Origin of the sequence: Amycolatopsis mediterranei, from assembly GCF_026017845.1 — a bacterium.
Classification (GTDB): domain Bacteria; phylum Actinomycetota; class Actinomycetes; order Mycobacteriales; family Pseudonocardiaceae; genus Amycolatopsis; species Amycolatopsis mediterranei.
In genome coordinates, this window is sequence record NZ_CP100416.1 from 9,643,787 (window position 1) to 9,669,322 (window position 25,536).

Sequence of the window (25,536 nt, forward strand, 5' to 3'; positions counted from 1 at the left end):
GGCGAGATTACCGGGCGCTCAGCAGCAGCCGTGCACCGGCAAGCGCACTGACCTGGCGTTCGCCGCCGCGGCCGGCCGGTTCGCCGCGGCTTCGGCGTCGGCCAGCAGCCGGTCGAGCGCGGCCCGGTCGAGGACGCGGCCGGCGGTGACGACGGTGTCGATCCGCCGGACCGCGCCGATGTCGGCGAGCGGGTCGGCATCGAGCAGCACCAGGTCGGCGACCTTGCCGGGGGTGATCGTCCCGGCGGTGTCCGCCCGGCCGAGGAACGCGGCCGCGTCGCGGGTCACCGCCTGCAGCGCCCGCCGCGGGGTGAGCCCGGCCTCGACGAGGAAGCCGAGCTCGTCGTGCAGGCTGAACCCCGGGTAGACGTACGGGTTCTGGCAGTCGGTCCCGCCGAGGATCCCGACCCCGGCGCGGTGCGCCTCCCCGACGAGCCGCAGCTGCGCGTGGAAGTAGGCCTCCTGCTGGGCGATCTCGTCGGAGGTGGCCGGCGCGAACAGCGGCAGCCGGTCGGCCCAGAAGTCGCGGATCTCCCGCGGGATGTACTTGTTGCGCGGATCGTTCGCGGACGCGCTGACGGGCCGGGAAATGACCCGGTTGACCGCGAAGGTCGGGCTGAGCCGGCTGCCGAAGGCGTTGAGGCCCGCGAAGTGGCGGGCCGCCGCGGCCGGGTCGTAGGCCTGCGCGGCCTGCCGGTCGAGTTCGCGGGCCAGGTTGAAGAAGTCACGCGGGGCCTTCGGGTCGAACGGCGTCGCGTCGAGGCGGGCGAGGAACTCGTCCCGGCGGCTCGACGTCGCGATCGGCAGCCCGAAGAGGTGCTCGAAACTGCGCTGCCCGGCCCGGGCGGCGTCGAGCACGCGAAGCCGGTAGGGCCAGTGCCCGGCGAAGGGCAGGCCCTGCCGGTGGCACTCGTCGGCGATCGCGGCGAAGGCGTCTTTCGGCAGGTAGAAGTACACCTTCACGAAGTCCGAGCGCTGAGCGACGGCGGTCCGGACCGCCGCCCGGGCCTCCTCGGCGTTCGCGACCTGGGTGACCGGCGGGCCGAGCAGGGACACCGGGCCGTCGATGATCGAGCTGGCCAGCACCACCCGCGGGCCGAGCAGCTCGCCGCGGGCGATCTTGTCGCGGGTGACGCGGTTCTCGTCGTAGCCCTGCATCTCGCGGATGCCGGTGACGCCGTTGGCCAGGAACAGCGGCGGCCACACCGGCTCGTAGTCGATGCCGTGGGCGTGCATGTCCCACAGGCCGGGCACGAGGTACCGGCCGCGGCCGTCGACGACCCGCGCGCTCCCGCACCGCGGCACCCCGGCGGCCGGCCCCACCCAGGCGATCCGGTCCCCGACCAGCACGACGGCGGAGTCCGGCCGCGCCGGGCCGTCGGTGCCGTCGACCACGGTCACCCCGCTGACGACCACGACGTCGGTCCCGGCGGCGGCGGCCTCCTGCACGAAGACGGCGGGAGCCACCCCGGCGGCGGCGAGCCCGGCGCCCGCTGTCGCCAGCCACCGCAGGAAATCACGCCGGTTCGCCTCGACTCGCACAGCCGCGCCGCCCTTCGATCGACCCCCTTCGGTCCATCGAACACCCGGCCGGTGGAGTGGGAGATCTTCCACCGTGCTGAATGCGGGGTGAGAGGGTAACTCTTCACCCCGCATCCAGTGCAGCCTCGGACCGGCGCTTACCGCATCAGGCCAGCGCCCGCGTGGGTGCGAGCCGCGCCGCGCGCACCGCCGGGTACGCCCCCGCCACCGCGCCCACCAGCGCCGCGACCCCGACCCCGCCCGCCAGCGCTCCCGTCGGCAGCACGGCGGGCCACCCCTGGCTCAGCGCGTACCCCGCCGTCACGAGCACGCCGGCCAGCACCCCCGCCAGGCCGCCCAAGCCGGACAGCAGCACCGACTCCGCCAGGAACTGCCCGCGGATCTGCCGTTTCGTCGCACCCAGCGCCCGGCGCAGGCCGATCTCCCGCCGCCGCTCCAGCACCGAAATCACCATCGTGTTCGCCACCCCGACCCCGCCGACCAGCAGCGCGACACCGCCGAGCCCGAGGAACAGCGCGCTGTAGGTCGTGTCCGTCAGCTTCTGCGCCGCGAGCGCGTCCGACGGGCGCCGCACCTGGACCTCGTTCGGCGCCTGCGGGTTCAGTGTCGCCGCCAGGACCGTCCGCACGCTGTCCACTTGGGACTCCTCCGTCCGGACGTACACAGTGGACGGATGGCCGTCGAATTCCAGCAGCCGCTTCGCGACGTCCCAGCCGACCAGCGCCGAGCGCTCGATCTCCGGTGCGAGCGGCATCGGCGCGAGGATGCCCACCACGGTGAACCACTGGCTTCCGATCAGTACCTGCGGCGGCCGGGCCGGGTCGATGTGGTCGACGCCCAGCCGGGCCGCGGCCTGGGACCCGAGCACCGTCACCGGGTAGTTCTGGTTGCCGGCGGCCAGGAACGCACCGACCCTGACCTTGCCGCCCAGCACGCCGAGCAGGTCCGGCCGCGCCGCGAACACCGCCAGCCCGGACCTGTCGTCCGGGGCGATCTTGTCGCTGCGGCGGACGCTCGCCGACGTCGTCCCGGTGCCGGCGGCCGCGCGCACCGGCCCGATCCGCCGGGCCATCGCGACCGCGTCGTCCGGCAGCGTCGCGTTGTCGCCGAACAGCGTCTGGCCCGGCCCGGCGGTGAGGAGGTTGGGACCGAGCGCGGCCAGCCGGTCGTGCAGGGCCTGCGCGCCGGACGCGGGGATCGCCAGCACCGCCACCATCGCGGCGACGCCGATCGCGATGCCCAGCGCGGAAAGCACCGCACGCACCGGCCGCGTCCGCATGCCGTGGGCACCGAGCGCGACGACGTCAGGGGGCTTCAGCCGGGCCGGCTCGGGCAGCGCCACCTTGGTCATCGCGCACCCACCAGGCCGGTGTCCAGGCGCAGGCGCCCGTCGAGCAGCTCGATCCGGCGGGGCATGCCTGCCGCGATCTCGCGGTCGTGGGTGATCACGACGATCGTGGTGCCGCCGGTGGACAGCTCGCCCAGCAGCGAGAGCACCGAAGCGCCGGTGCCGGTGTCGAGGTTGCCGGTCGGCTCGTCGGCCAGCAGGATCGCCGGGTCGTTGACCACCGCCCTGGCGATCGCGACGCGCTGGCGTTCGCCGCCGGAGAGCTCGCCGGGGCGGTGCCACGCCCGGTGCCCGAGCTTGACGCGGTCGAGCGCCGCCAGCGCCCGCGCCCGCCGCCGTCGCCGCGGCACCCCGGCGTAGAGCAGGCCGGTGCACACGTTGTCCACCGCACTCATCCCTTCGTCGAGGAAGAACTGCTGGAACACGAACCCGATCCAGCGCGACCGCAGCGCCGAGACCTTGCGGTCGGGCAGCGCGGCGACGTCGTGGCCGCGCAGCTCCACCCGGCCCGACGACGGCCGGTCCAGCGTGCCCATCAGGTGCAGCAGGGTGGACTTGCCGGACCCGGACGGCCCGACGATCGCCACCATCTCGCCGTCTTCCAGCGAGAGCGAGACGCCGTCGAGCGCGGCGACCTCGCCGGGGTAGGTGCGCGTGACCTCGTGCACGCGCAGCACGGGCGTCACGACGTCGTCACCACCCGCATGCCCGCGGCCAGGCCGGTGCCGGTGACCTCGACCTTCCCGCCGCTGAACAGTCCCGTTTGGACAGCGATCAGCCGGCGTTGCCCGTTCTCGTCGACCTCGACCGCATACCCGCCTTCGGCGAGGGCGAGCAGCGCGCCGACCGGGACCGCGAGCACGCCGTGGCGGACGTCCTTGGTGAACCGGACGGTGGCCGGGGCCGAGTCAAGGCCACCGGCGGCGGCCGGGTCGTCGAGCCGGACGGTCACCGTGATCTTCGGCTTGCCGTCGTCCTGGCCCGCCTGGTCCTTGCCCTCGACGGCGGTCCGCCCGACGTCGGTGATCGTGCCCTGCGTCGTCTTCCCGTTGATCGTCACCGACGCTTTCGCGCCCTGCTGGGCGAGGCCCTGCTTGGCCGCGTCGAGCTTCACCTGGACCGACCGGACGGTGCCGGTCGTCTTGAGCACCTCGCCCTGGGCCGGCGAGCCGAGCTTGGCCTGGACGGCCGACACCCGCAGTTCGCCCGTGGCCAGCACGACGGCACCCTGGCCGAACGCGCCGGTCTGCTCCAGGCCGAGGGACTTCTGCCACTTCTTCAGCGCGGCCGCCGTCGCCGCGGTGAACTTCTTGTCCGGTGTGCCGAACCCGCCGAAGCCGCACGCCTTGAGGTTCTCCTCCAGCTGCTTGACGTCGGCGCCGTCGTCCACGCCGGTGGCGAGGTCGCGGTAGAACGGCAGCGTGCCGTAGAACAGCGGCACCGGCTTCGCGTCCACCCCGTACACCGCCTGGCAGCGGGTCAGGGTGGCGCCGGCGTCCGGCAGCGACGTGACGGTGCCGGGCTTGCGGCCCTGGACGAGAGACTCGTCGCCGTAGCCGAGGGTGCCGTCGGCCTCTTCTTCCTCGCTCAAGTCGGTCTTGGCCACCTCCGCGGTCTCGACGGCGGGTGGCGCGGCCTCCTTGACCGGCGTCGCGCTCGACACCCGCGTCAGGAGCACGACGGAGCCGGTGCCCAGCACCACGACCAGGACGGCGATCGCGACGAACCAGCGCGTCCGGCCACGACGGCGCGGTTGGCCGTGCGCCACTTCGGTCACTTCCCGAATGGTCATTTCGCGGCCTCGGCGCGGCCGGCCATGCCCATGCCGCACGCCTTCGCGGCTTCTTCGAACTTCTTCGGGTCGTCTCCGACCTTGCCGGCCCGCAGCCCGCCCTTGCCGCTCGGGTCCGGATCGGGCATGTCGATGCCGTGCTCGCGCATGCACTTGGCGTCCTTGCGCATCTTGTCGAGTTCCTCGGCGCTCGGCGGCTTCATCTCGCCGCCGTTGGGCATGAAGTGCTTGCACGCGTTCTGGGCGGCGTCGAGCTTCGAGGTGTCGCCGTCCTTGTCACCCAAGGTGATCGCCATGCCTCCGCCGTCGCCGGCCGGCTTCGGGTCGGGCATGTCGACGCCGTGCTCGCGCATGCACTTGGCGAAGTCCCGCATCTTGTCCTCGTCGCTCTTGCCGCTGTTGTCGGCGGCGGTGGGGCCGCCCGACTTGGGCGGCGTCGAGATCGAGGCGACCTTCGACCCGTCGTCGGTCTTCGCGCCGCAACCCCCGAGCAGCAGGGCCGCCCCGAGCGCCGCGACGACGGCTATCCGTGTCCGCATGGCTCGAACTCCTTTCGTCCGGATGGGCTTCAGGTCTACGGATCGGGGGATTCGGGGGCGCTAAGCGACGTCGCTTATGCGGTCCTTATGGCCCGCCTGCGCAGACTGGACCGGTGCGGGTGCTGGTGGTGGAGGACGAGCGGTTGCTGGCCGACTCGGTCGCGGAGGGACTGCGGCGCTTTTCGATGGCCGTCGACGTCTGTTACGACGGCGAGCAGGCCATGGAACGCGTCGGCGTGCACGGCTACGACGTCGTGGTGCTCGACCGTGACCTGCCGAAGGTGCACGGTGACGACGTCTGCGCCGCCGTGGTCCGGGCGGGCGGCGAGGCGCGCGTGCTGATGCTGACCGCGGCCGCCGACGTCACCGACCGGGTCGCCGGCCTGGGCCTCGGCGCCGACGACTACCTGACGAAGCCGTTCGCGTTCGCCGAGCTGGTCGCCCGGGTCCAAGCGCTCTCGCGGCGCGCCCGGCCGGCGCTGCCGCCGGTGCTGGAACGCGACGGCGTCGTGCTCGACCTGCCGCGGCACCAGGCCGCCCGCGACGGGCGGTTCCTGCTGCTCTCCCCGAAGGAGTTCGCCGTGCTGGAGGTGCTGATGCGGGCCGAGGGCACGGTGGTGAGCGCGGAGGACTTGCTGGAAAAGGCGTGGGACGAGCACGCGGACCCGTTCACCAACGCGGTGCGCGTCGCGGTGATGACGTTGCGGCGCAAGCTGGGCGACCCGCCGGTGATCGAGACCGTGCCGGGCGCCGGCTACCGGTTCGGCACGCCGTGAACGGCTTTTCCGTCCGCGCGAAGCTCACCGCCTGGTACGGCGCGCTGTTCCTGCTCGCCGGGCTGGTGCTCGTGGTGATCAACTACCTGCTGGTGCAGAGCACGCTGCCGGACCCGGCCCGGGTCGCCTTGTCGACGGTCGGCTCGGCCGACCTGACCTACGGCGTCCCGGCGGAGACGGCGCCTGCGGCCGGCGTCACGATGCAGCTGGTCAGCGGCTCGCTCGACGAATACCGCTCCTCGACGTTGTCGACGTTGCTGGTCGGCTCGGCGATCGCGCTGGTGGCGACGGCGGCGCTGGCCGTGTTGTTCGGCTGGCTGATGGCGGGCCGCGCGCTGCGGCCGCTGCACGACATCACGTCGGCCGCCCGCCGGCTGGAGGCGGGCAAGCTCGACCGGCGGATCCACCTCGAAGGACCACCGGACGAGCTGAAGGAGCTGGCCGACACGTTCGACGGCATGCTCGACCGGCTCGCGGAGTCGTTCGACAGCCAGAAGCGGTTCGTCGCGAACGCGTCCCACGAGCTCCGGACGCCCCTGGCGGTGCAGCGGACGCTGATCGAGGTGGCGATGGCCGACCCGGAGGTGCCACCGGAGCTGCGCAAGCTCGGCACGCACCTGCTCCACACCAACGAGCGCAGCGAGCGGATGATCGAGGGCCTGCTGGTCCTGGCCCGCAGCGACCGCGGGCTGCAGTCGCGGGCACCGGTGCGCCTCGACGATGTCGCGGCATCGGTCGTCCGGGCCACGGCGGCCCAGGCTTCGGCGGCGGGCGTGACGGTCGAGACGCGGCTGCGGCCGCGCACGGTGGCGGGTGACCCGGTGCTCCTCGAGCGGCTGGTGACGAACCTGGTGGTCAACGCGATCACGTACAACGCTTCGGGCGGCTGGGCGTACGTCGAGGTGCGCGGCGACCCGGCCCTGGAGGTGCGGAACTCGGGATCGTCGGTACCGCCCGAGTCGGTACCGACGCTGTTCGAGCCGTTCCGCCGGCTGGCCGGCGCGGAGCGGACCGGGGACACGCGCAACGCGGGGCTGGGGTTGTCGATCGTCCGCTCGGTGGCCCAGGCCCACGGCGGCTACGCGGAGGCCCAGCCCGGCCGGCGCGGGGGGCTCACGGTGACCGTCCGGCTGCCGCCTGCTTGAGCGGACCGGTGGGATGGGGCGCGGGCGCCCGGCCGCGCCTTGTCCCAGTTCGGCCGGACCATTTCAAAGCCCACTCCGGCCGCCTTCTTGATCCACTCGATCGTGACTTTGCGTGCCCGGCGTGTCACCCCAATGCCGCTGACCTGGGTGGGTGAGGATGCGGAGGACCAAAATGAACAGTGGGCAGTTCGGTGCGGACTCGGCGCGCCTCGCACGTCAAGCCGACGCGCCGTTCTAACGTGGGTACCCACAACGGTGAAGAAGATCGGGGAGGCGAGAACAATGCGGGCGCTGCGAGTGGTCGGACTGCACGAGGACGGGAAGTCCATCGTGCTCGAAGACCCGGCGAGCCGTACTCGTTTCCTGCTCCCGGCTGATGAGCGACTGCGCGCGGCGGCGCGGGGTGACATCACCCGCCTCGGCCAGATCGAAATCGAGTTGGAGAGCCAGATGCGGCCACGCGAGATCCAGCAGCGCATCCGCGCCGGCGAGTCCGTCGAGCAGGTCGCCGCGAGCGCCGGTGTCTCGACGCAGCGCGTCGAGCGCTACGCCTACCCCGTCCTGCTCGAGCGGTCCCGGACCGCCGAGCTGGCGCAGAGCGCCCACCCGGTCCGCGAGGACGGCCCCGACGTGCAGACGCTCGGCGAGGTCGTCGCGTACAGCTTCGGCGTCCGCGGCCACGACTACTCGCAGGCCACCTGGGACTCCTGGAAGGGCGACGACGGCCGCTGGGTCGTCGTGCTCCGCTGGAAGGCCGGGCGGTCGGACAACCGTGCGCACTGGGCGTTCTCGCCGGGCGCGCACGGCGGCACGGTGACGGCGCTGGACGAGAACGCCGAGGTCCTCCTCGACCCGAACGCCTACCGCGCCCCCCGCACGGTCCGCGCCCTGGCGCCGGCCCGCGAAACGGAGTTCCAGCCGACGCTGGATTCGGTGGCCCCGGAGCGCGCCGAGCTGCCGTCGGCCGAGCCGGACCCGGACGACGACACCCGCGAAATCCCGCGTGTCCCGGCGGACCCGGACGAGGACGCGGCAGTACCGGAGCCACGGCCGAAGGCCAAGAAGAACCACCCGATCGTGCCGTCCTGGGAGGACGTGCTGCTCGGGGTCCGCTCGCAGCGCGGCTGAAGCCCCGCTAGTCCAGCCGCGCCGCGAGCGTCTTCGGCGCCACGAGCCGGTAGGCCTCCCGCACGATCCGGTCGATCTCGCCCCAATCGACGTCGACGTCCAGCCGCACCCCCAGCCACCCGCGGTGCCCGACGTACGGCGGCCGGAAGAACCGGTCCGGCTCGGTGCGCACCAATTCCTCCTGCACCCCCGGCGGCGCCGGGCACCAGAACGCGAGCACGTCGTCGTGGTGGTGGTCGGCGAACATCACGAACGTCTTCTTGCCGCGCACGAACCACGTCGGCTCTCCGTGGCTCAGCCGCTCGCTCGTCTCCGGCAAGGCCAGGCACAACTTTCGCAAAGCGTCCAGCTGCTCCATCCCGTCAGGCTACGATGTCACGCTGAGGGAGGGATCGATCATGCAGCGTGACCGGCAGTCCTGGCTCGTCCGCTTCGGCGAGCTGAGGTACCGCGCGTTCAGCGGCGCCCCGGTGGCCGAAGTGGCGCCGGCGCAGTGGGGCCTCGACCCGGCGACCATCCGGCAGGCCGCGCACTCGCGCCGCTACCGCGAAACCGCGCCCAGCCACCCGGAATCCCTGCGGTTCGAGTTCGCCCCCGGGCTCTTCCCGCCGCCGTTCGACCGCGGGCCGGGCACGGACGCCGACCGCCGTCGGCTCGCGAAGCTGCTCAGCGGGCAGGAGCAGTTCTGGGCGAGTTCGCGCAGGCTGCGGCTCGGCCGCGACGACATCGGCAAGGCCGCGGCGGCGGCCGGGATGACCGTGGTCGCCGAAGCCGCCGACGCGACCGACCGGCTCCTGCTGCTGCGCCGGGCCGACCTGCCCGACGAAGAACTGCGGCCCCGCACGGCCGGACGCCGGCTCGACCTGAGCACCGTCCAATCCCTGGCCGGGGTCCTCGGCATCGCCGTGGTGACGGCCGGCACCTGGGTCGCGGCCACCGCCGAGCAGAAGTGGCCGCTCGTGCTGATTCCCGTTTCCCTGATCGCCGCGGTGGCGGCGCAGTTCCTGATCCGCGCGATCGCCGGCCGGTCACCGCGCATGCCGTGGCTGGACGAGCCGTTCGACGGCAGTCCCCAGGTGATCGTGCTGCCGCCGCCGTCGGTGTCCGCCGAGCTGCTCGGCGAAGTCGCTTCACTCCATGGCTACTTCTCCGCCGGCCCGTGCGAGTCGACCCGCAACCACCTCGACCTCTTGTTCCGCAAGACCCGCCCCGGCCTGGTTTTCGGCACTCCGGCCCCGCGGATCACGCCGGCGTACGAGGTCCCGGCCGGTTCCCCGGACCGGGAACAGTGGCTGCGCAACCACCTCGACGGCCGCGACGAGCTGTGGGTGAGCGTCCGGCACGCGAAGCTGCCGCCGGCCCGGATCGCCGAAATCGCGGGCGCCGAGGGGCTGCTCCCCGCCGCGGAATTCGCCGACAGCACCGACCGGATCCTGCTGCTGCGGCGCGGATCGCCGGTCCCCGTGCGGAAGTTCCGGATGTCGTTCACCGGTTTCCTCGCCCCCGCGGGGTGGGCCGCGCTGTGCTTCGTCGGCGGTCTCGTGACGGCGACGCTGACCGGCGACGAGCGCATCGCCGCGATCGGTTTCGCCCTCACCGTGCTGGGAGTACCACCGCTGCTGTGGGTGCTCCGGGCGTTCCCCCGCTCCGTCCGCGTCGGCTGGCTGGCGGGTGAGTTCGACGGCAGTTCCAGCGTGACGTTCTTCTCCGGCCAGTTCGCCGTCTCCCCCGAGCTGATCCGCCAGATCGCCGCGTTCCACGGCTACTACTTCCGCAGCCAGACGGCGACCAATGCCCAGGGCACGCTCGTGACCTACGCCAGGCTGCGCTAGAAAGCGATCACCAGCACGCCGATCCAGGCGATCACGACACCGCCCGCCGCGCCGTAGGCGGCCCAGCGCAGGATCGGGGTGCGGCGGATCAGCCACAGCGACGGCGTGATCCCGGCCGTCACGATCACCGAGGCCACCAGCGCCAGCCAGCCGCTGGTTTCGCGGGCCAGCGTCGAGGCCAGCGCCAGCATGGCGACGACGACCACGGCCGCGATGAACGCCGAGACGGTCAGCCCGGTCAGCCACGGCGTCGGCTCGCCGGGCGCGCCAGGCGGCCCGAGCACCGCGCGGACGAACCGGTAGCCGGGTTCGGTGGGCGGCGGGGGCGGCTCGACGACCGTGTCTTCGCCGGTCACCGGATCCACGAACCGGACGGTCGTGCCCATCACCGAGGCCAGGCGGGCGGCCAGCTGGCGGCCGCGCTGCGAGACGACCGCGCCCGCCTCCGCCCCGGGATCGGCGGTGACCGCGGAGGCCACGCGCGCCCACTCGTGCAGGGCCCGCGCCAGGTCGGCGCCGATCGCGAGCTTGTGCGGGTCCACCTCACGCGCGTGCTCCCCGCCCGGGCCGGCCAGCACGGCGCGCTCGCCGCGGATCCGCAGCTCCATGGTGCCCCTTTCCGCCTCGGAGGACAGAACTTTAGCCGCCCCGGGCCAGTTCGTAGAAGGCGACGGCGGCGGCTGTGGCGATGTTCAGTGAATCGACTCCGGCCGGCATGGGTATCCGGACGGCATGATCAGCCGCCGCGAGCGCCGTCTCGGTCAGTCCGGGACCTTCGGCGCCGAAGAGCAACGCCACCCGCCCCGGCGCGTGCTCACGCAGCGCGGCCAGCGGGATCGAGCCCGGCCGCGGGGTGAACGCCGCGACGGCGAACCCGCGCGCCCGGAGGTCGTCGAGGCCGCCCGGCCAGTCCGTCAGGTGCCCGAACGGCACGCGCAGGACGTGCCCCATCGACACGCGCACGCTGCGCCGGTACAGCGGGTCGGAACAGCCGGGCCCGAGCAGCACGCCGCCGACACCGAGCGCGGCCGCGTTGCGGAAGAGCGAGCCGAGGTTTTCGTGGTCCCCCACGCCTTCCAGCACCGCGATCGGGCCGGTGCCGCCGACGACTTCGGAAACCGTCAGCGGCGCGGGCCGGTCGGCGACGGCGAGGATCCCGCGGTTGAGGTGGAAGCCGACCACCTCGGCCATGGTTTCCGCGGAGGCGACGTACTGGGGAACGTCGAGCCCGGCCAGGTCGCCGGCCAGCTCCGCGAACCGCCGCTGCACACCCAGCAGCGCCCGGACCGGGTAGCGGGAGGCCAGCAGCCGGGACACCACGACGGTGCCTTCGGCGATGACGAACCCCCGCCCGCCGGGCCGGTCGGGCCGACGGTCCGCAGTGGACAAGTGCCGGAAATCGTCGACGCGGGGGTCGCCGGAGTGGTCGATGTGGATCACGCCCATCCCCCCAGTCTGTCACCCGCTTGCCGGGCGGTTCACTGGTCCGAACGTCCGCCGCGGTGTGGTGCGAACGGGGCTATTTTGCTTTCGGTTAACCGTCCGTGACGGAGTGCACCAGTTTGGCCGCTAGCCCGGGTGCATCGCCTGTGTAACGGTTGTCCGCCGGGGCCTGAAACACGTCCTAGTCCACGCCGACACGAAACAGGGATGGTCATGGGGATGGACCTCGAGGCTCAGTCGTTCAACACGCTGGACCGAGGAAGGTACCGCCGCAAGGTGCAGCGCTGTCTGGACACGCTGGCCCGCATGCTCACCGACGGCAGTTTTTCGTTCCCCCGCAAGAACATCGGCCTCGAAGTCGAGCTGAACCTCGTCGACCGCGAGCTGCGCCCGTCGATGACGAACACCGCGGTGCTGGAGGCGCTCGACGACCCGTCGTTCACCACCGAGCTGGGTCAGCACAACATCGAGCTGAACGTCCCGCCGCGGCCGCTGGCGGGCGATTCCGCGCTCCAGCTCGAAGGCGACCTGCGCGCGTACCTCGACACCGCGGCGACGAAGGCCCGTGACACCGGCTCGTCGCTGGCGATGATCGGCATCCTGCCGACGTTGAAGCACGAGCACTTCGACCAGAAGTGGCTCACCAACAAGACCCGGTACTCCACGCTGAACGACCAGATCTTCGCCGCGCGCGGCGAACGCACGGTGCTCGCCATGGAAGGCGTGCCGCTGCCGGGCCGGCAGCCCGAACGCCTGCGCAGCTACGCGGAGTCGATCCTGCCGGAGGCCGCCTGCACCAGCGTGCAGCTGCACCTGCAGGTCGCGCCCGAGGAGTTCGCCGCGCACTGGAACGCGGCGCAGTGCCTGGCCGGGCTGCAGATCGCGCTCGCGTCGAATTCGCCGTTCCTGCTCGGCAAAGCGCTGTGGCACGAGACGCGGATCCCGCTGTTCCTGCAGGCGACCGACACCCGGCCGGAGGAGCTGAAGAACCAGGGCGTGCGGCCGCGGGTGTGGTTCGGCGAGCGCTGGATCACGTCGATCTTCGACCTGTTCGAGGAGAACGTCCGCTACTTCCCCGGCCTGCTCCCGGAAACCGACGCCGAAGACCCGATCGAGGCGCTCGACGCGGGCCAGGCGCCGAAGCTCACCGAGCTGCGCATGCACAACGGCACCATCTGGCGCTGGAACCGTCCGGTGTACGACGTCGTCGACGGCCTGCCGCACCTGCGCGTGGAGAACCGGGTGCTGCCGGCCGGCCCGACCGTGGTCGACACGGTGGCGAACGCGGCCTTCTTCTACGGCGCCCAGCGCGCGCTGGCCGAGGCGGAACGCCCGGTGTGGAGCCAGATGTCGTTCCAGGCCGCCGAGGAAAACTTCTACGCGGGCGCGCGGCGGGGCTTCGACGGGCAGCTGTACTGGCCGGGCATCGGCTGGATCCCGCCGGACGAGCTGGCGCTGCGCGTGCTGCTGCCGCTCGCCCACGAGGGCCTGCGCCGCTCCGACGTCTCCGACGAGGCCCGCGAGCGCTACCTCGGGATCATCGAGCGCCGGTGCCTGGCGCGGCGGACCGGGGCGACCTGGCAACGCGACTACGTCCTGCGCGCGCAGGAACGCGGGCTGGATCGCGAGGCGGCGCTGAGCCTGATGCTGGGGCGCTACCTGGAGCTGTCCGAGTCGGGCGAGCCGGTGCACACGTGGCCGGTGGCCGATTGACGCTAGCCTGGGCGGATGCCGAAGATTCTCGGTGAGTCGCTGGAGGCGCACCGGCGGGAGGTGCGGTCGCGGGTCTTCGACGTCCTGCGTGCGCAGCTCTACGAGCGCGGCTTCGACGCGATCACCCTCGCCGGCGTCGCGTCGGCGGCCGGGGTGGGCCGGACCGCGCTGTACAACCACTTCCCCGACAAGGAGAGCCTGCTCGTCGCGTTCGTCGAGGACGAAGCGGCCCAATACGTCACGCGGCTGACCGAAGCCGTCGAGGCCCAGGCCGATCCGGTGGACCAGCTGGCCACCTTCGTCCGGCTGCAGCTGCGGGTGCTGGCCGAGTACCACATGCCACCCGGCACGGCGCTGGCGTCGGCACTGGCCCCGGCGGCGTACCGCCGCATCAGCGCCCACGCCGACCCGATCACCGACCGCCTGCGCGCGATCCTCGCCGGCGGCGTCGACCTGGGCCGCTGGCCGGCCGAGGACCCGGACGTCCTGATCCCGATGATCACCGCGGCGCTGGGCAACCGCACCCTGGTCGACGGGCCGGCCGGGCAGCTCGAAGAGGTGGTCGAGGCCGCGGTCCGGTTCGTCCTGCGTGCGGTCGGCGCCACGGTTTAGGGTGGCCTAAGTCCGATTCATGCCCTACGATCTTTCTGACAGCGTGTCAGATCGATCGCCGGGAGGCCTGCCCATGTCGGTGACCACGGACGCCCGCCCCTTCTCGGCGACCTTGCGCGCGTCGACCCTCGAAGTGCACGACCGGGCGAACTACTCGACGTACATGCGTGCCCTGCTCGGCGGGGAGCTGACGCGCGACGGCTACGCCCAGCTCGCGATCCAGTACTACTTCGTCTACGGCGCGATCGAAGCGGCGAGCGACGCGATGGCCGGCGACCGGGTCGGCGGCGAGTTCGTCTTCGACGAGCTGCGACGCCTCCCGCTCCTGGAGCGCGACCTCGCCCACCTCGTCGGCCCGGACTGGCGCGCGACGATCTCGCCGCTCGCCCCCACTCGCGAGTACGTCGCCCGGATCCGCGAAGCGTCTTCGTGGGCCGGCGGGTACGTGGCCCACCACTACACGCGCTACCTCGGCGACATCGCCGGCGGCCAGGTCATCCGGCGGACGCTCGAGAAGAACTACGACGTCGCCGAGGCGGGTGCGCTCTTCTACCACTTCGACGGCATCGGCAGCGCCCCTCGCTTCCGGGACCAGTACCGGGCGAAGCTGGACAATGCGCCCTGGGACGACGCCGAGCGCGCCCGCGTGATCGACGAGACGCTGGTGGCGTTCGAGTGCAACGGCGCCGTGTTCGACGAGCTGGCGCTGCGGCTCGACGAGTTCCGCGCCTGAATGATCGATCTCACAGCTCGTTGACCTCCAGCTAAGTCCAAGTTGCAGGCTCGGTTTCGGGTGGTGCACCCACGGGGTACGCCACTTGTGAACCGCCGTCCCACTCAGTGCCAACCAGGGCCGGGAGCTTCGCCACCCGGACCCCCATCAGGTGGGATGGCCACCTGCCCCCGCTCGCCGCGAGGGGGCGTGTGCTACTAGGTTCGATACCGGAAACTTGTGTCGAAGACAGAAGGAGGGCCAATGGCCCGCTACGAGCTCCCCGATCTCGACTACGACTACAGCGCCCTGGCGCCCCACATCTCCGGCGAGATCAACGAGCTGCACCACACCAAGCACCACGCGACCTACGTCAAGGGCGCGAACGACACGCTCGACAAGCTCGCCGAGGCCCGCGACGCAGGTGACTTCGGCTCGATCGTCGGCCTGGAGACCACGCTGGCCTTCAACCTGGCCGGCCACGCCAACCACGTCGTGTGGTGGAAGATCCTGTCGCCGGAAGGCGGCGACAAGCCGACCGGCGAGCTGGCCGCGGCGATCGACGAGGCGTTCGGCTCCTTCGACAAGTTCAAGGCGCAGTTCACCGCCGTCTCGACCACGATCCAGGGCAACGGCTGGGGCGCGCTCTCCTGGGACCCGATCGGCAAGACGCTGATCACCCAGCAGCTGCGCGACCACCACAACAACCTGATCCTGCCGACCGTGCCGATCCTGCTGGTCGACGTCTGGGAGCACGCGTTCTACCTGGACTACAAGAACGTGAAGCCGGACTACGTCAAGGCCCTGTGGAACATCTTCAACTGGGCCGAGATCAGCAAGCGCTTCGACAACGCCGTCGCGGGCGGCAACGGCCTGCTGCTCGGCTGAGCTGTTTTCTCGTCGACGGGGCCCTTCCTTGCCGGGAGGGCCCCGTTTTCGTCGCCGGCTGAATTCGCTTGACCTCGAGTGCGGTCGAGGTGTTTGAGTGAGCACCATGGACATCGACGCGTACCTGGACCGCCTCGGCGTCGGCCGCCCGGCGGCGCCCGACCTCGCGACGCTGCGCCACCTGCAGGAGCGCCACCTGGCCGCGGTGCCGTTCGAGAACCTGAGCATTCACCTCGGAGAGCCGGTCGTCCTCGACGAGGAGGCGTTGTTCGCGAAGATCGTGGGCCGCCGGCGAGGCGGATTCTGCTACGAGCTGAACGGTTTGTTCGCCGCGTTGCTGCGCGCGCTGGGCCATGACGCCACGCTGCACGCGGCCCAGGTCTTCCACGCCGACGGCACGCTCGGCCCCCCGCTGGACCACGCGGCGATCGTCGTCTCCCTCGACTCCGAGAACTGGCTGGTGGACGTCGGCTTCGGCCGGTTCGCCCGGCACCCGCTGAGCCTGTCCGCCGTGGACGGCCAACCGGACCCCGACGGCGAGTTCCTGGTGCTGGACGCACCGCACGGCGACTTCGACGTCCTGCTGGACGGCAAGCCGCAGTACCGCCTGGAGCGCCGCCCGCGCCCGCTCGCCGACTTCGTGCCGATGGCGTGGTGGCAGACGACGTCACCGGAGTCCCCCTTCACCCGCTCGTTGACCTGCTCTCGCCCGACGTCGCAGGGCCGGGTGACCTTGGCGGGCGACAAGCTGATCGAGACGGTCGACGGCGTCCGCAACGAGGTTCCGCTGCCGACTCCCGAGGCGATCCACGCGGCATACCGCGTGTACTTCGGGATGGCTCTGACGCGCCTGCCGGTGCCACCGGGCGGGAGCCCCTTGACGCACGGCGCGCCCCAGCCGGACACTGCCCTGACGTGAACGAAGCCCCGGCCTGGGGTTTTCCCAGGGCCGGGGCTCCGTCCGTTCCCGAACTGACTGCCGCTCCCACCACGAAGCGGACATGTATGAGGTTAGCCTAACCTCATATTCTCGGGCAAGAGTTCGGTCGTGGAGACTCGGATCTCACTCTTCCGGGTGACATCGGGGCGGCAGGCCCCGGTTTTTGTCGGTGGTCGCCGATACGGTCACGCCATGAATTCGACCCGATACGCTTCGTCAGACCTTCGTCCCCTTGAGCACCCGCAGCCCCAGGCCGCGCGTGACCGGCCAGGAGATCCCGCCCCGCCGGATCAGCACCACCGCACACACGACCGCGGCCACGGCCGAGACCGCCCCGCCGATGTAGAACGGAGACCGCCCGCCGAACTCCTGGGCCATCCACCCGACCATCGGGCCGCCGATCGGGTTGCCGCCGATCAGCACCAGCACGTACAAGCCCATCACGCGGCCCCGCATCTCCGGGCTGACCGACGTCTGCACCAGCGCGTTCGCGGTGTTGAGGAAGGTCATCGTGGCGAAGCCGAGCGGGATCAGGCCGAGGCCGAACGTCAGGTACGTCGGCATGAACGCCGTGAGCAGCTCGAACACGCCGAGGAAGAACGCGGACACCAGCATCAGCCGCACCCGCGGCCGCCCCTTGGTGCCCCGGCGCGCGGACATCAGCGCGCCGGTGAAGGTGCCGCCCGCGACCAGCGTCGACAGCAGGCCGTAGCCGTCGGCCGCGGTGTGGAACACGTTCGCCGCGACGATCGGCAGGGAGCTGAAGTAGGTGATGCCGAACGTGCTGACGAACAACACCAGCACCATCACGGTCATCAGATCCGAACGACGGCGGACGTACCGCAAGCCCTCGGCCAGCTGCCCCTTCTCGCGCGGCACGGCCGCGACGCGGAACAGCTTGTCCGGGTTCATCAGGATCAGGCCGAAGATCACCGCGACCGTGCTGAGCGCGTTCGCGATGAACAGCCAGCCGGTGCCGATCCAGGTGATCGCGAACCCGGCGATCGCCGGGCCGACGATCCGCGCCATGTTGAAGATCGACGAGTTCAGCGCGACGGCGTTCGTGACCTGGTCGCGGCCCACCATCTCGGCGACGAACGACTGCCGCGTCGGCACTTCCAGCGCCGCCGTCACGCCGAGGGTGAAGCACAGGACGTAGACGTGCCACAGCGCGGCGATCCCGCTCAGGTCGAGCACGCCGAGGATGACGGCCTGCGAACACGCCGCGGCCTGGATCCAGGTGAGCAGCCGCCGCTTGTCGACGCGGTCGGCGAGGACACCGGCCCAGAGCGAGAGGAACAGCGTCGGCGTGAACTGCAGCGCGACCGCGACCCCGAGGGCGATCGGGTTGTTGCCGCTGAGGGTGAACACCAGCCAGTCCTGGGCGATGCGCTGCATCCAGGTGCCGATGTTCGAGATGACCTGGCCGGTGAAGAACAGCCGGTAGTTGCGGACGCGCAGCGAGGCGAACATGCTGCCGCGTTTGGCTTCCGACGGCGGCGAGGCGGATGGCGGTGAGGCCGATTCCCGGGTAGCAGTGGTCTGGATCGAACGCTTGGTTTCGCTACCCGTGGCCGTCACCGTGGTTAGTTCCCCGCCATCCTGTCGATGATTTCGGCGGCTTTGGAGAGCACTTCACGCTCTTCGTCGCCGAGTTCCGCCAATTGCCGGTCCAGCCACGCCTCCCGCACGGAGATGGCCTTCTTCACGTAGGCCAGCCCACTCTCGGACAGCTCGACGATGGCTTGCCTGCCATCGGTCGGGTGCGGGCGCCGCTCGACGAACCCCAGCTCCTCGAGCGCGGCGATCACCCTCGTCATCGAAGGTGGCTGGACGCCTTCCTTCGCGGCGAGCTGACCGGGGGTCAGCGCACCGCACTTGTGCAGGGTGGACAGCGCGGCGACCTGCGTCAGCGTGAGGTCGTCCCCGACGCGCTGTGCCCGCAGCCGGCGGTTGAGCCGGACCACCGCGAGACGCAGACGGCTCGCCAAGGAGCGTTCGTGCGTGTCGCCGGACATATAGTTAGCATACCTTACGAAACTTCGGCCGCGCGGGTGATCTCCGTCAAGCGGCAACCTGGAATACCCCGGCGCGTCCTCCCCGGAGAGAGAACCTGGGGAGTCGGATGAACAAGAAGCTGGTGGGCTCGGCCGTGGTCGGCGCGGCGGTCCTCGCGGTAGTGGTGGCACTGTTGCTCGGCGGCGGTGACGGCGCGCCGAAGGCCGCACCGCCACCGCCATCGCTGGTGCCGGCGTCCACACCGCCGCCGACCCCGCAAGCCGAGGAGAACTACGACTTCCCGGCCGAGGCGGGCAGCGAGTCCGGCGGCTTCTCCGTCACGATCCCCGTGCCCGCGACCTGGGCCGCCACGCACGACAAGGACCGCGCCAGCTACCGCCACGGCGACCTCCTGCTGGAGACCGACCGGGTGCACCTCGAACAGGAGGACCCGGTGAGCGGCCTCCGAGCCGTGGCCAAGGCCGCCGGCCACGGCGGCACGGTCACCGAGCACGCGCCGATCTTCGACTACGACGCCGCCGAGTGGGACTACACCTACCCCCGCGACGGCAGCCCGCGGCGGGTTTCGGTGGTCGGCCTCGGCGTCGGCGACACCCTCATCACGATCCGCTTCGAGGCCCCGCCCGCCGAGTTCGAGAGCAACCGCGGCGTCCTCGACGCGGCGCTGCAGGTGGGTGGCGCCGGCTGATCACCGGAACGCCGCCTGCAGCGGCCCGACCGCGAAGTACGCCACGAAGGCCAGCGCGATGACCCACATCAGCGGGTGCACCTGGCGGGCCTTGCCGGTGGCGGCGCGGATCACGACGTAGCTGACGAACCCGGCGCCGATGCCGTTCGCGATCGAGTAGGTGAACGGCATGACGACGATGGTCAGGAACGCGGGCAGCGCGATCGAGTAGTCGGTGAAGTCGATGTCGCGGACCTGCGACATCAGCATCGCGCCGACCACGACCAGCGCCGGCGCGGCCGCCTCGACCGGCACCACCTGGTAGAGCGGGGTCAGGAACATCGCGGCGATGAAGAGCACGCCGGTGACGACGTTCGCCAGGCCCGTCCGCGCGCCTTCGGCGATACCGGACGCCGACTCGACGAACACGGTGTTCGAGCTGGCCGAGCCGAACCCGCCGGCCGCGCCCGCGAGGCCCTCGACGAACAGCGCCTTGCCGACGTTGGGGAGCTGACCGTCCGCCGGGAGCAGGTCGGCCTCCTTCGCGAGGCCGGTCATGGTGCCCATGGCGTCGAAGAAGTCGGCCAGGACCAGCGTGAACACCAGCAGGCAGACGGTGATGATCGGCAGCCGCGTCCAGGCGCCGAAGGAGACGTCGCCGACGAGCGAGAGGTTCGGCAGGCCGAGCACCTGGTCCGGCAGCGCCGGGTAGCCGAGGTTCCAGCCCTTCGGGTTCGTGCCCTTCGACGGCCCGGCCTTGACGATCGCCTCGACGACGACGGCCAGCACCGTCGACGTCAGCACGCCGATCAGGATCGCGCCCTTGACCTTCCGGACGACCAGGATGCCGGTGATCAGCAGGCCGACGACGAACACGGCGGTCGGCCACGAGGCGATCGAGCCGTTGATGCCGAGGCCGACCGGGACGGTGGTGTGCGCGGCGTCCGGCAGCCGGCGCACGAACCCGGCGTCGACCAGGCCGATCAGGCAGATGAACACGCCGATGCCGACGGCGATCGCGGACTTCAGCGCGGCCGGCACGGCCCGGAACACCGCGGTGCGGAACCCGGTGAGCACCAGCAGCACGATGATCACGCCCTCGATGACCACCAGGCCCATCGCCTCGGGCCAGGTCATCTGCGGGGCGATGGTGACCGCGACCAGGCTGTTGATGCCCAGGCCGGTCGCGATGGCGAACGGGTAGTTCGCAACCAGGCCCATGAGGATGGTCATCACCCCGGCGACCAGCGCGGTCACCGCGGCGACCTGCGGCACCGGCAGGATGCCGCCGAGGACGTCCTTGTGCGCACCGGCGTCGTCGGCCGAGAAGCTGCCGATGATCAGCGGGTTCAACACCACGATGTAGGCCATCGTGACGAAGGTGACCAGACCGCCGCGCAGTTCGCGCGGCACGGTCGACCCCCGCTCGGTGATCTTGAAGAACCGGTCCAGTGTGGACGTCCCGGTGCGGGTCGTCTCCTGCTCCGCCATTCGCCTGCCCATTCTCTCGCTGCTGCGGAGTACCCTTCACCACGTGAGTGAACCGATCAATCCACCGGAGGTTACGGGCTCGTTGCGGCACACGCCGGAGCTGCCCAAGAGGCTCACCGACCTGACGCCGGTGGTGATCGTAGGCACCTCGATCTGGGCTGTCGCGCTGGTGGTGCTCTTCTTCACGACTTCGGGTTTGTGGGTGCAGACGGCGCTGTCCGGTTTCGCGCTCGGTTTCGTCGGCCTGGCGATCATCGCCTGGCAGCGCGCCGCCGCCCGCCGCGGGTCGAAGTCGGCCCAGCGGCTCTGAGGCTCTGGCGCTTACGCCAGCAGCGTCCGCGGCGAGGGGTCGTCGAGCAGCGCCGTGATCAGGTGCCGGTCGGGCCAGCGCCCGGCCGCCCAGGCGAACGCGCGCGCCAGGCCCTCCGACGTGTCGGCCGCGTGCAGCCGGTCGTCGGACCACCACTGGACGTCGTGTTCGGCGCCCTCGATGCGCACGGTGAGCTGGTCGTGCACCAGCACGCCGCCGTCCGGGAGCCGGATGCCGAGCTGGTCCGCGACGAGCTTCAGCGCGGGGAGCTCGGCCCAAGGCGCGTACTCGCCCTCGCTGGTCACCTCGGCGGGGGCGCCGCTCGCGAGCGGCAGGTCGAGCAGGTCCGCGAGCCGCTCCGGGTCCTCGGGGGCGACCACGTACTGGCCGGGCTCGAGCGCCCCGGCGACCCACGGCACGTCCAGGACCAGCGCATCGTCCACAACGGACCCGTCCGCGGCCCGGACGGCCCGCGGCACGCCGGGGTCCATTCCGGACTCGACGAGGGCGTCGTAGGCGCGCGTGGTCAACCCGGCCGAGACCACGCGGCCCGGGTCGGCGAGCCGGTCGAGGAGGTCTCTCGCCTCGTCCACACTGGACAGGGTGAGGTCCGCGCGGACACCGGCAATCCCGAGGAGGTCATCGTTGAGGCCGACATCGGGAACCTCGTCGAAGAGCCCGGCCAGGTCGGCCTCCGGCAGCCGCCATTCGTTCGGCGCGGCCCCGTCGAGCACGGCGTACTGCGCGATCCACCAGGCGGCGTGCCCGTGCGGCACGCGCAGGGCGTGCCACGTCTCGGGTCGCGCCGCGAGCAGGCGCAGGGCGGCGGGCCAGGCGTCGTCGGCGACGAGATCGAGGTCCCGGATCGCGACGAGCGTCGACGGCGGCTCCGGCCGCGAGTCCCACCAGGCTTCCTCGTCGGGCAGGTCGTGGTCGGGCTCGTGCGGCTCGTCGTCGACGACCACCGCGAAGGAGTCGAGCACACCGGCGGCTTCGAGCGTGCTTTGTGGCCAGTCACCGGCGAAGTCCTCGTCGAGGACGTCCATCGCCCCGTCTTCCTCGAAGACCTCTTCGTCGAAGATGTCGAGCAGCGGCGACGTCGGCAGGACGAGTTCGTCGGCCCGGCGCCAGGTGTCGGTGCCGGGCAGGGCGAGCGCACCGACCCAGCGCGGGGCGTCGTCGCCGCAGTCGGCGATCAGCCGCAGCACGGCGCCCGCGAGCGTAGTACCGTCCAAACCGGACTGAATATCCTCGACACTGCGCTCGACGGCGTCACGCAGCTGATCGGCGTTGAGCAGCTCGCGAGCGTCGGCGTGCTTGGCACCCAAGCGTTCCAGGAGCGGGTGCGAGGCGGCGGGGTGCACCAGCCGCAGCCCCGGGATGTCCACATCGGACAGCAGGTCGAGCAGTTCGGCCGAGCCTTCGACGAGCAGGCAGCCGCGGGCACCCGGCAGCGTCCGGCCGTCCGACAGCGGAACGGGCAGGCCGTCCAGCCGTTCGGCGGCGAGCGCGTGCGACTCGACGGCGATCGCCAGGGCCGCGTAGAGTTCCCGCCACCAGCCCGGATCGCGCGTGACGCCGGTGAGCGTGTCCAGCACCTCTTCGATGCCGATCACTTGCCCCGAAACGGCTTTGAGGACTTGCGCGGGTCCTTCGACCAGGCCGGGCACGAGATCGACGAGCAGCGCGGGCAGGCCGGGCACGTCGACGTCGAGCACCCGGGCCTGACGGCCGGCGACTTCCTTGCCATCCCGAGTGGACAGCCACGGTTCCACCGCGAGAGCGGCCAGGACTTCGTCACGCAGCTTGTTGTCCACAGTGGACTTGGGGAACCCCGGCACCGGGACGAGCGCAAACCGTTGCCCGGCCGGCAGCAGCCGGACGAGCCCGACGTATTCCTTCGCCGCGGCCTCGAGCGCTTGCGCCAGTTCGGGTCCGGGCAGCGCGCGACGTCGCGACGGCTCGACCGGAACCGAGGCGAGCAGCCGGGCGGGCAGCGACAGCCCGTCGTCGGTGGGCGTCGGGGCGTGCAGAACGTCCTCGGCGAGCGGCCGGGGCGCACCGTCGGCGCCGACCGGGACGGCCCACACGACATCGCCGCGATGAGTCAGCCAGCGCGTTTCCCGTTCCGGACCCCGGATTTCGACGAAGTCACCATCGGCTTCGCGGGTCCAAACGCGACCGTCGACGTCGAATTCCCCCAGCCAGGGCAGGGCCAGCAGCAGATCGGCGACGTCCCGGGCGAGTTCGTCGAGAAGGGTTTGCCCGTCGACGCCGTCCCGCAGCGGCAGCCGGACTTCGGTGTCGAAGCCGGGCGGCACGTCGGCGAGAACGGGCCACGGGAGCCGCAGGACGGGAACGTCCCCCTCGATCCCGGCGGCTTGCCGGGTGCGTTCGGCGGAGAAGGCGACCCCACCGGTGCCGGAGACGACGCGCGGCTCGTCGGAGACGGTCCGCACGGCGGCGAACCCGACCCCGAAGCGCCCGACGGTGTCACCGGTCTTGCCGGAGGCCCGCAGCGAGGCGAGCGAGGCCACCCCGCGGGCGTCGAGCGGAGCGCCGGTGTTGGCGAACCGCAGTTCGGAGTCCACAAGGGACACCCGAACCCGCCCGGGCGTGCCGGCGGCCATGGCGGCATCGGCGGCGTTCTGCGCGAGCTCGACGAAGAGCCGATCCCGGTAGGCGCCGACCCGGAGGTCCCGCTCGACGTTGGTGTCTTCGGTGAGCCGGGTGGGCGAGTCCCGCCAGGAGCGCAGGGTGGCCTCACGCAGCCGCGCGGTCCCGAACGGATCGCCCGGCTCAGGGGTGTCGCCGGTCACCGTTCGGGAGTGTCGTCGACCTGGGCCTGCGCTTCATCGGCCGGCGAGGCGGCGGTCACGACGTTGTCGGTGAGGACGGCGGGAGGAACTTCGCTGTCCTGAGGATCACCGCCCGCTTCCGGCTCGACGACAGCATCGGTGACCTCAGCCTGGGTCGGCTCCGCATCGGCGGGTTCCGGCACAGCAGCTGCCTGCGGTTCGGCAGCCCCATCGGCAGCCTCAGCCTCAGCCGAGGTCGGCTCCGCGCCTTCGGGCGCCTCGGTCTCGGCAGCCTCGGCCGGGACGGGATCCACCTCCGCCGCATCCGACTCGGCAGCCACCGGGATCTCGCCTGCCTCGGGTTCGGTCACCGCTTCGTGCGGCTCGGCCCGAACCTCGGCCGCATCGGTGACCTCAGCCTGCGTCGGCTCAGCTTCCGCGCGCTCGGACAACTCGGCCACCACCGGCTCAGCCCGAACCTCGGTCGCATCGGTGACCTCGGCCTGCGTCGGCTCCGCTTCCGCGGGCTCAGGCACCTCGGCCACCACCGGCTCGGCCCGAACCTCGGCCGCATCGGTGACCTCAGCCTGCGTCGGCTCCGCTTCCGCGCGCTCGGACAACTCGGCCACCACCGGCTCGGCGACCGCATCGGCCGATGCCTCGGGTGCTTCCGGTGCTGCGACCGGCTCGGCAGTTTCGCCGCTCACCTCATGCGCCGGCTCGGCCACCGCATCGACCGGCTCGCCGACCGCCCCGGCCAAATCGACCGCTTCCGCGGCCACCGGCTCCGGCGCATCCACTGCTTCACCCGGCTCAGCGACCTCAGCCGCCACCGGCTCGGCCGCCGCGGCAGCCGAATCAGCCGCCTCCGAAGCCGCCGCGTCACCGGGCTCAGCGACCTCACCGGCCTGCACCGGCGAAGCAGCCGCCTCCGCAGGGGACTCCGCCTGGGCCGTCTCCGGCTCCACCTCCGCCGGCGAGACGTCCGACTCCGCGATCCCCGTCTCCGGCTCGGCCGCCGCCGTCTCCACCACCTCCGGCGTCGGTGCCGGTGCCGGGGCGAAGTCCAGCAGGGAATCGTCGTACACCAGCTCGGCCACCGGGACCGACGATGTCACCTCGACCTCTACCTCCGAGTGCGCTCCGCACCCGTACTCCACGTCCACCACGTGGCCGTCCGCCGGGGCGATGTCGTTGCCGCACACTCCGAACACCCCGCGCAACGAGCCCGCCAGGGGCACGAAGAACCCGCACGTCCCGCACACGTCCGGCGCGCTGCGGGCCATGTCCGACCGCGGCCCGAACTCGCCCGCGTGCCACCTCGCCGCCGCCTCCGTGCGGCCGAAGCGGGACAGCGCGTGCACGCGGCCCAAGCCCGCCTCGTGGGCGACCTCCTCCACCGCCGGGTCGTCGGACTGGAGGTACGCCGGCACCAGGCGGGGGTCGTTCTCGGCCGTCGGGAAGATGTCGCCCACTCCGAGGTCGCCCGCGCGCACGCGGCGCTCCCAGGGCACCCAGGCCGGGGCGACCAGCGCCGAGGGGCCCGGCACCAGCACGACCTCGCTGACCGTCACCGGCTCGTCTTCGCCCGCGGCCGCGACCGTGACCGACCAGCGCCAGCCCCCGTAGCCCGGGACCTGGGCCTCGAACAGGTGACTCGCCGTGACCGCGTCCTCGCGGGTGACGCCCACATGGGCGCCGAGCTGCTCCTCGGGTGCGTCCTCCAGCACCGCAGCTCGCGCGAACTCCACCGCTTCGGCGAGTTTGCGCTGCACGGAACCGTCGTCCAGGGTCAGCAGCAGAGTCATGCGGCCAATTGTGCCGCACGCATCCGCGGCGCC

At 71.8% G+C, this 25,536-nt stretch carries 24 protein-coding genes; 11 read left to right on the forward strand and 13 right to left on the reverse strand.

The window, feature by feature from the left end; all coding sequences use genetic code 11:
* Positions 1 to 18: 18 nt before the first annotated feature.
* From ISP_RS43700 to ISP_RS43720, 5 genes are all read right to left on the reverse strand, one after another.
* Positions 19 to 1,542, reverse strand: a complete 1,524-nt coding sequence (locus tag ISP_RS43700) for an amidohydrolase family protein (protein WP_013230189.1) — start codon at positions 1,540 to 1,542, stop codon at positions 19 to 21.
* Positions 1,543 to 1,687: 145 nt separating this feature from the next.
* Positions 1,688 to 2,893, reverse strand: a complete 1,206-nt coding sequence (locus ISP_RS43705) for an ABC transporter permease (RefSeq protein WP_013230190.1) — start codon at positions 2,891 to 2,893, stop codon at positions 1,688 to 1,690.
* Positions 2,890 to 3,576, reverse strand: coding sequence for an ABC transporter ATP-binding protein (locus tag ISP_RS43710; protein WP_013230191.1), 687 nt, complete (start codon positions 3,574 to 3,576; stop codon positions 2,890 to 2,892). Before ISP_RS43710 ends, ISP_RS43705 begins: the two co-directional genes overlap by 4 nt.
* The gene (locus tag ISP_RS43715) at positions 3,573 to 4,682 is read right to left on the reverse strand and encodes a peptidoglycan-binding protein (protein ID WP_014467785.1); all 1,110 of its coding nucleotides are present in this window, start codon (positions 4,680 to 4,682) and stop codon (positions 3,573 to 3,575) included. The genes ISP_RS43710 and ISP_RS43715 overlap by 4 nt, the downstream gene beginning before the upstream one ends.
* On the reverse strand, positions 4,679 to 5,221 hold the full coding sequence (locus ISP_RS43720; protein ID WP_013230193.1) for a hypothetical protein: 543 nt from the start codon (positions 5,219 to 5,221) through the stop codon (positions 4,679 to 4,681). The genes ISP_RS43715 and ISP_RS43720 overlap by 4 nt, the downstream gene beginning before the upstream one ends.
* Before the next feature lie 113 nt (positions 5,222 to 5,334).
* Here ISP_RS43720 and ISP_RS43725 point away from each other — a divergent pair, with 113 nt between their 5' ends.
* The 3 genes from ISP_RS43725 to sepH all read left to right on the forward strand — a co-directional run bounded on the left by ISP_RS43725 (position 5,335) and on the right by sepH (position 8,270).
* On the forward strand, positions 5,335 to 5,997 hold the full coding sequence (locus ISP_RS43725; RefSeq protein ID WP_013230194.1) for a response regulator transcription factor: 663 nt from the start codon (positions 5,335 to 5,337) through the stop codon (positions 5,995 to 5,997).
* Complete coding sequence (locus tag ISP_RS43730; RefSeq protein ID WP_013230195.1) at positions 5,994 to 7,142, forward strand: sensor histidine kinase; 1,149 nt, start codon at positions 5,994 to 5,996, stop codon at positions 7,140 to 7,142. The genes ISP_RS43725 and ISP_RS43730 overlap by 4 nt, the downstream gene beginning before the upstream one ends.
* Before the next feature lie 282 nt (positions 7,143 to 7,424).
* Positions 7,425 to 8,270, forward strand: a complete 846-nt coding sequence (gene sepH, locus ISP_RS43735) for a septation protein SepH (RefSeq protein WP_013230196.1) — start codon at positions 7,425 to 7,427, stop codon at positions 8,268 to 8,270.
* Positions 8,271 to 8,277: 7 nt separating this feature from the next.
* On the opposite strand, the gene ISP_RS43740 is transcribed toward sepH, so the two are convergent.
* Positions 8,278 to 8,628: an MmcQ/YjbR family DNA-binding protein gene (locus ISP_RS43740; RefSeq protein WP_013230197.1), complete on the reverse strand. Its 351-nt coding sequence runs from the start codon at positions 8,626 to 8,628 to the stop codon at positions 8,278 to 8,280.
* Positions 8,629 to 8,668: 40 nt separating this feature from the next.
* On the opposite strand from ISP_RS43740, the gene ISP_RS43745 reads away from it, so the two are divergent.
* Entirely contained in the window at positions 8,669 to 10,102 is a 1,434-nt protein-coding gene (locus tag ISP_RS43745; RefSeq protein ID WP_013230198.1) for a hypothetical protein, read from the forward strand.
* Here the strand turns inward: ISP_RS43745 and ISP_RS43750 are convergent.
* Both ISP_RS43750 and ISP_RS43755 read right to left on the reverse strand, forming a co-directional pair.
* Complete coding sequence (locus ISP_RS43750; RefSeq protein ID WP_013230199.1) at positions 10,099 to 10,710, reverse strand: DUF2537 domain-containing protein; 612 nt, start codon at positions 10,708 to 10,710, stop codon at positions 10,099 to 10,101. The two genes, ISP_RS43745 and ISP_RS43750, sit on opposite strands and share 4 nt — an antisense overlap.
* A 31-nt stretch (positions 10,711 to 10,741) precedes the next feature.
* Complete coding sequence (locus tag ISP_RS43755; protein WP_013230200.1) at positions 10,742 to 11,548, reverse strand: TrmH family RNA methyltransferase; 807 nt, start codon at positions 11,546 to 11,548, stop codon at positions 10,742 to 10,744.
* Between the two features lie 210 nt (positions 11,549 to 11,758).
* Between ISP_RS43755 and ISP_RS43760 the strand changes: the two genes are divergently transcribed.
* The 5 genes from ISP_RS43760 to ISP_RS43780 all read left to right on the forward strand — a co-directional run bounded on the left by ISP_RS43760 (position 11,759) and on the right by ISP_RS43780 (position 16,389).
* Entirely contained in the window at positions 11,759 to 13,258 is a 1,500-nt protein-coding gene (locus ISP_RS43760; protein WP_230468622.1) for a glutamate-cysteine ligase family protein, read from the forward strand.
* Positions 13,259 to 13,273: 15 nt separating this feature from the next.
* The gene (locus ISP_RS43765) at positions 13,274 to 13,870 is read left to right on the forward strand and encodes a TetR/AcrR family transcriptional regulator (RefSeq protein WP_013230202.1); all 597 of its coding nucleotides are present in this window, start codon (positions 13,274 to 13,276) and stop codon (positions 13,868 to 13,870) included.
* 73 nt (positions 13,871 to 13,943) lie between these two features.
* Positions 13,944 to 14,603 (forward strand): biliverdin-producing heme oxygenase, encoded by a 660-nt coding sequence (locus ISP_RS43770; RefSeq protein WP_013230203.1) that lies wholly within the window; start codon positions 13,944 to 13,946, stop codon positions 14,601 to 14,603.
* A gap of 243 nt (positions 14,604 to 14,846) precedes the next feature.
* The gene (locus tag ISP_RS43775; RefSeq protein WP_013230204.1) at positions 14,847 to 15,470 is read left to right on the forward strand and encodes a superoxide dismutase; all 624 of its coding nucleotides are present in this window, start codon (positions 14,847 to 14,849) and stop codon (positions 15,468 to 15,470) included.
* 106 nt (positions 15,471 to 15,576) lie between these two features.
* Positions 15,577 to 16,389, forward strand: a complete 813-nt coding sequence (locus ISP_RS43780) for an arylamine N-acetyltransferase family protein (protein ID WP_014467786.1) — start codon at positions 15,577 to 15,579, stop codon at positions 16,387 to 16,389.
* A 237-nt stretch (positions 16,390 to 16,626) separates the two neighbouring features.
* Here ISP_RS43780 and ISP_RS43785 read toward each other — a convergent pair whose 3' ends face one another.
* Both ISP_RS43785 and ISP_RS43790 read right to left on the reverse strand, forming a co-directional pair.
* Positions 16,627 to 17,883: an MFS transporter gene (locus ISP_RS43785; protein ID WP_013230206.1), complete on the reverse strand. Its 1,257-nt coding sequence runs from the start codon at positions 17,881 to 17,883 to the stop codon at positions 16,627 to 16,629.
* A 113-nt stretch (positions 17,884 to 17,996) separates the two neighbouring features.
* Complete coding sequence (locus ISP_RS43790; protein WP_013230207.1) at positions 17,997 to 18,428, reverse strand: MarR family winged helix-turn-helix transcriptional regulator; 432 nt, start codon at positions 18,426 to 18,428, stop codon at positions 17,997 to 17,999.
* A 107-nt stretch (positions 18,429 to 18,535) separates the two neighbouring features.
* On the opposite strand from ISP_RS43790, the gene ISP_RS43795 reads away from it, so the two are divergent.
* Positions 18,536 to 19,117 carry a hypothetical protein gene (locus ISP_RS43795; RefSeq protein ID WP_013230208.1) on the forward strand — a complete coding sequence of 194 codons (582 nt, stop codon included), beginning with the start codon at positions 18,536 to 18,538 and terminating at the stop codon, positions 19,115 to 19,117.
* On the opposite strand, the gene ISP_RS43800 is transcribed toward ISP_RS43795, so the two are convergent.
* A complete protein-coding gene (locus ISP_RS43800; RefSeq protein ID WP_013230209.1) occupies positions 19,118 to 20,587 on the reverse strand; it encodes an NCS2 family permease in 1,470 nt (489 codons plus the stop codon).
* An 82-nt stretch (positions 20,588 to 20,669) separates the two neighbouring features.
* On the opposite strand from ISP_RS43800, the gene ISP_RS43805 reads away from it, so the two are divergent.
* Complete coding sequence (locus ISP_RS43805) at positions 20,670 to 20,897, forward strand: DUF2530 domain-containing protein (protein WP_013230210.1); 228 nt, start codon at positions 20,670 to 20,672, stop codon at positions 20,895 to 20,897.
* A gap of 11 nt (positions 20,898 to 20,908) precedes the next feature.
* Here ISP_RS43805 and ISP_RS43810 read toward each other — a convergent pair whose 3' ends face one another.
* Both ISP_RS43810 and ISP_RS48460 read right to left on the reverse strand, forming a co-directional pair.
* A complete protein-coding gene (locus ISP_RS43810; protein WP_013230211.1) occupies positions 20,909 to 23,716 on the reverse strand; it encodes a sacsin N-terminal ATP-binding-like domain-containing protein in 2,808 nt (935 codons plus the stop codon).
* Positions 23,713 to 25,503: a DUF3027 domain-containing protein gene (locus ISP_RS48460; protein WP_013230212.1), complete on the reverse strand. Its 1,791-nt coding sequence runs from the start codon at positions 25,501 to 25,503 to the stop codon at positions 23,713 to 23,715. Before ISP_RS48460 ends, ISP_RS43810 begins: the two co-directional genes overlap by 4 nt.
* Positions 25,504 to 25,536 lie beyond the last annotated feature (33 nt).

Excerpts from the sequence above, each read along its gene's own strand:
- ISP_RS43705 (WP_013230190.1), bottom strand. The coding sequence starts at position 2,893 with ATGACCAAGGTGGCGCTGCCCGAGCCGGCCCGGCTGAAGCCCCCTGAC.
- ISP_RS43715 (WP_014467785.1), bottom strand. The coding sequence starts at position 4,682 with ATGACCATTCGGGAAGTGACCGAAGTGGCGCACGGCCAACCGCGCCGT.
- ISP_RS43720 (WP_013230193.1), bottom strand. The coding sequence starts at position 5,221 with ATGCGGACACGGATAGCCGTCGTCGCGGCGCTCGGGGCGGCCCTGCTG.
- sepH (WP_013230196.1), top strand. The coding sequence starts at position 7,425 with ATGCGGGCGCTGCGAGTGGTCGGACTGCACGAGGACGGGAAGTCCATC.
- ISP_RS43740 (WP_013230197.1), bottom strand. The coding sequence starts at position 8,628 with ATGGAGCAGCTGGACGCTTTGCGAAAGTTGTGCCTGGCCTTGCCGGAG.
- ISP_RS43745 (WP_013230198.1), top strand. The coding sequence starts at position 8,669 with ATGCAGCGTGACCGGCAGTCCTGGCTCGTCCGCTTCGGCGAGCTGAGG.
- ISP_RS43750 (WP_013230199.1), bottom strand. The coding sequence starts at position 10,710 with ATGGAGCTGCGGATCCGCGGCGAGCGCGCCGTGCTGGCCGGCCCGGGC.
- ISP_RS43755 (WP_013230200.1), bottom strand. The coding sequence starts at position 11,548 with ATGGGCGTGATCCACATCGACCACTCCGGCGACCCCCGCGTCGACGAT.
- ISP_RS43760 (WP_230468622.1), top strand. The coding sequence starts at position 11,759 with ATGGGGATGGACCTCGAGGCTCAGTCGTTCAACACGCTGGACCGAGGA.
- ISP_RS43765 (WP_013230202.1), top strand. The coding sequence starts at position 13,274 with ATGCCGAAGATTCTCGGTGAGTCGCTGGAGGCGCACCGGCGGGAGGTG.
- ISP_RS43770 (WP_013230203.1), top strand. The coding sequence starts at position 13,944 with ATGTCGGTGACCACGGACGCCCGCCCCTTCTCGGCGACCTTGCGCGCG.
- ISP_RS43775 (WP_013230204.1), top strand. The coding sequence starts at position 14,847 with ATGGCCCGCTACGAGCTCCCCGATCTCGACTACGACTACAGCGCCCTG.
- ISP_RS43780 (WP_014467786.1), top strand. The coding sequence starts at position 15,577 with ATGGACATCGACGCGTACCTGGACCGCCTCGGCGTCGGCCGCCCGGCG.
- ISP_RS43785 (WP_013230206.1), bottom strand. The coding sequence starts at position 17,883 with ATGTTCGCCTCGCTGCGCGTCCGCAACTACCGGCTGTTCTTCACCGGC.
- ISP_RS43790 (WP_013230207.1), bottom strand. The coding sequence starts at position 18,428 with ATGTCCGGCGACACGCACGAACGCTCCTTGGCGAGCCGTCTGCGTCTC.
- ISP_RS43795 (WP_013230208.1), top strand. The coding sequence starts at position 18,536 with ATGAACAAGAAGCTGGTGGGCTCGGCCGTGGTCGGCGCGGCGGTCCTC.
- ISP_RS43800 (WP_013230209.1), bottom strand. The coding sequence starts at position 20,587 with ATGGCGGAGCAGGAGACGACCCGCACCGGGACGTCCACACTGGACCGG.
- ISP_RS48460 (WP_013230212.1), bottom strand. The coding sequence starts at position 25,503 with ATGACTCTGCTGCTGACCCTGGACGACGGTTCCGTGCAGCGCAAACTC.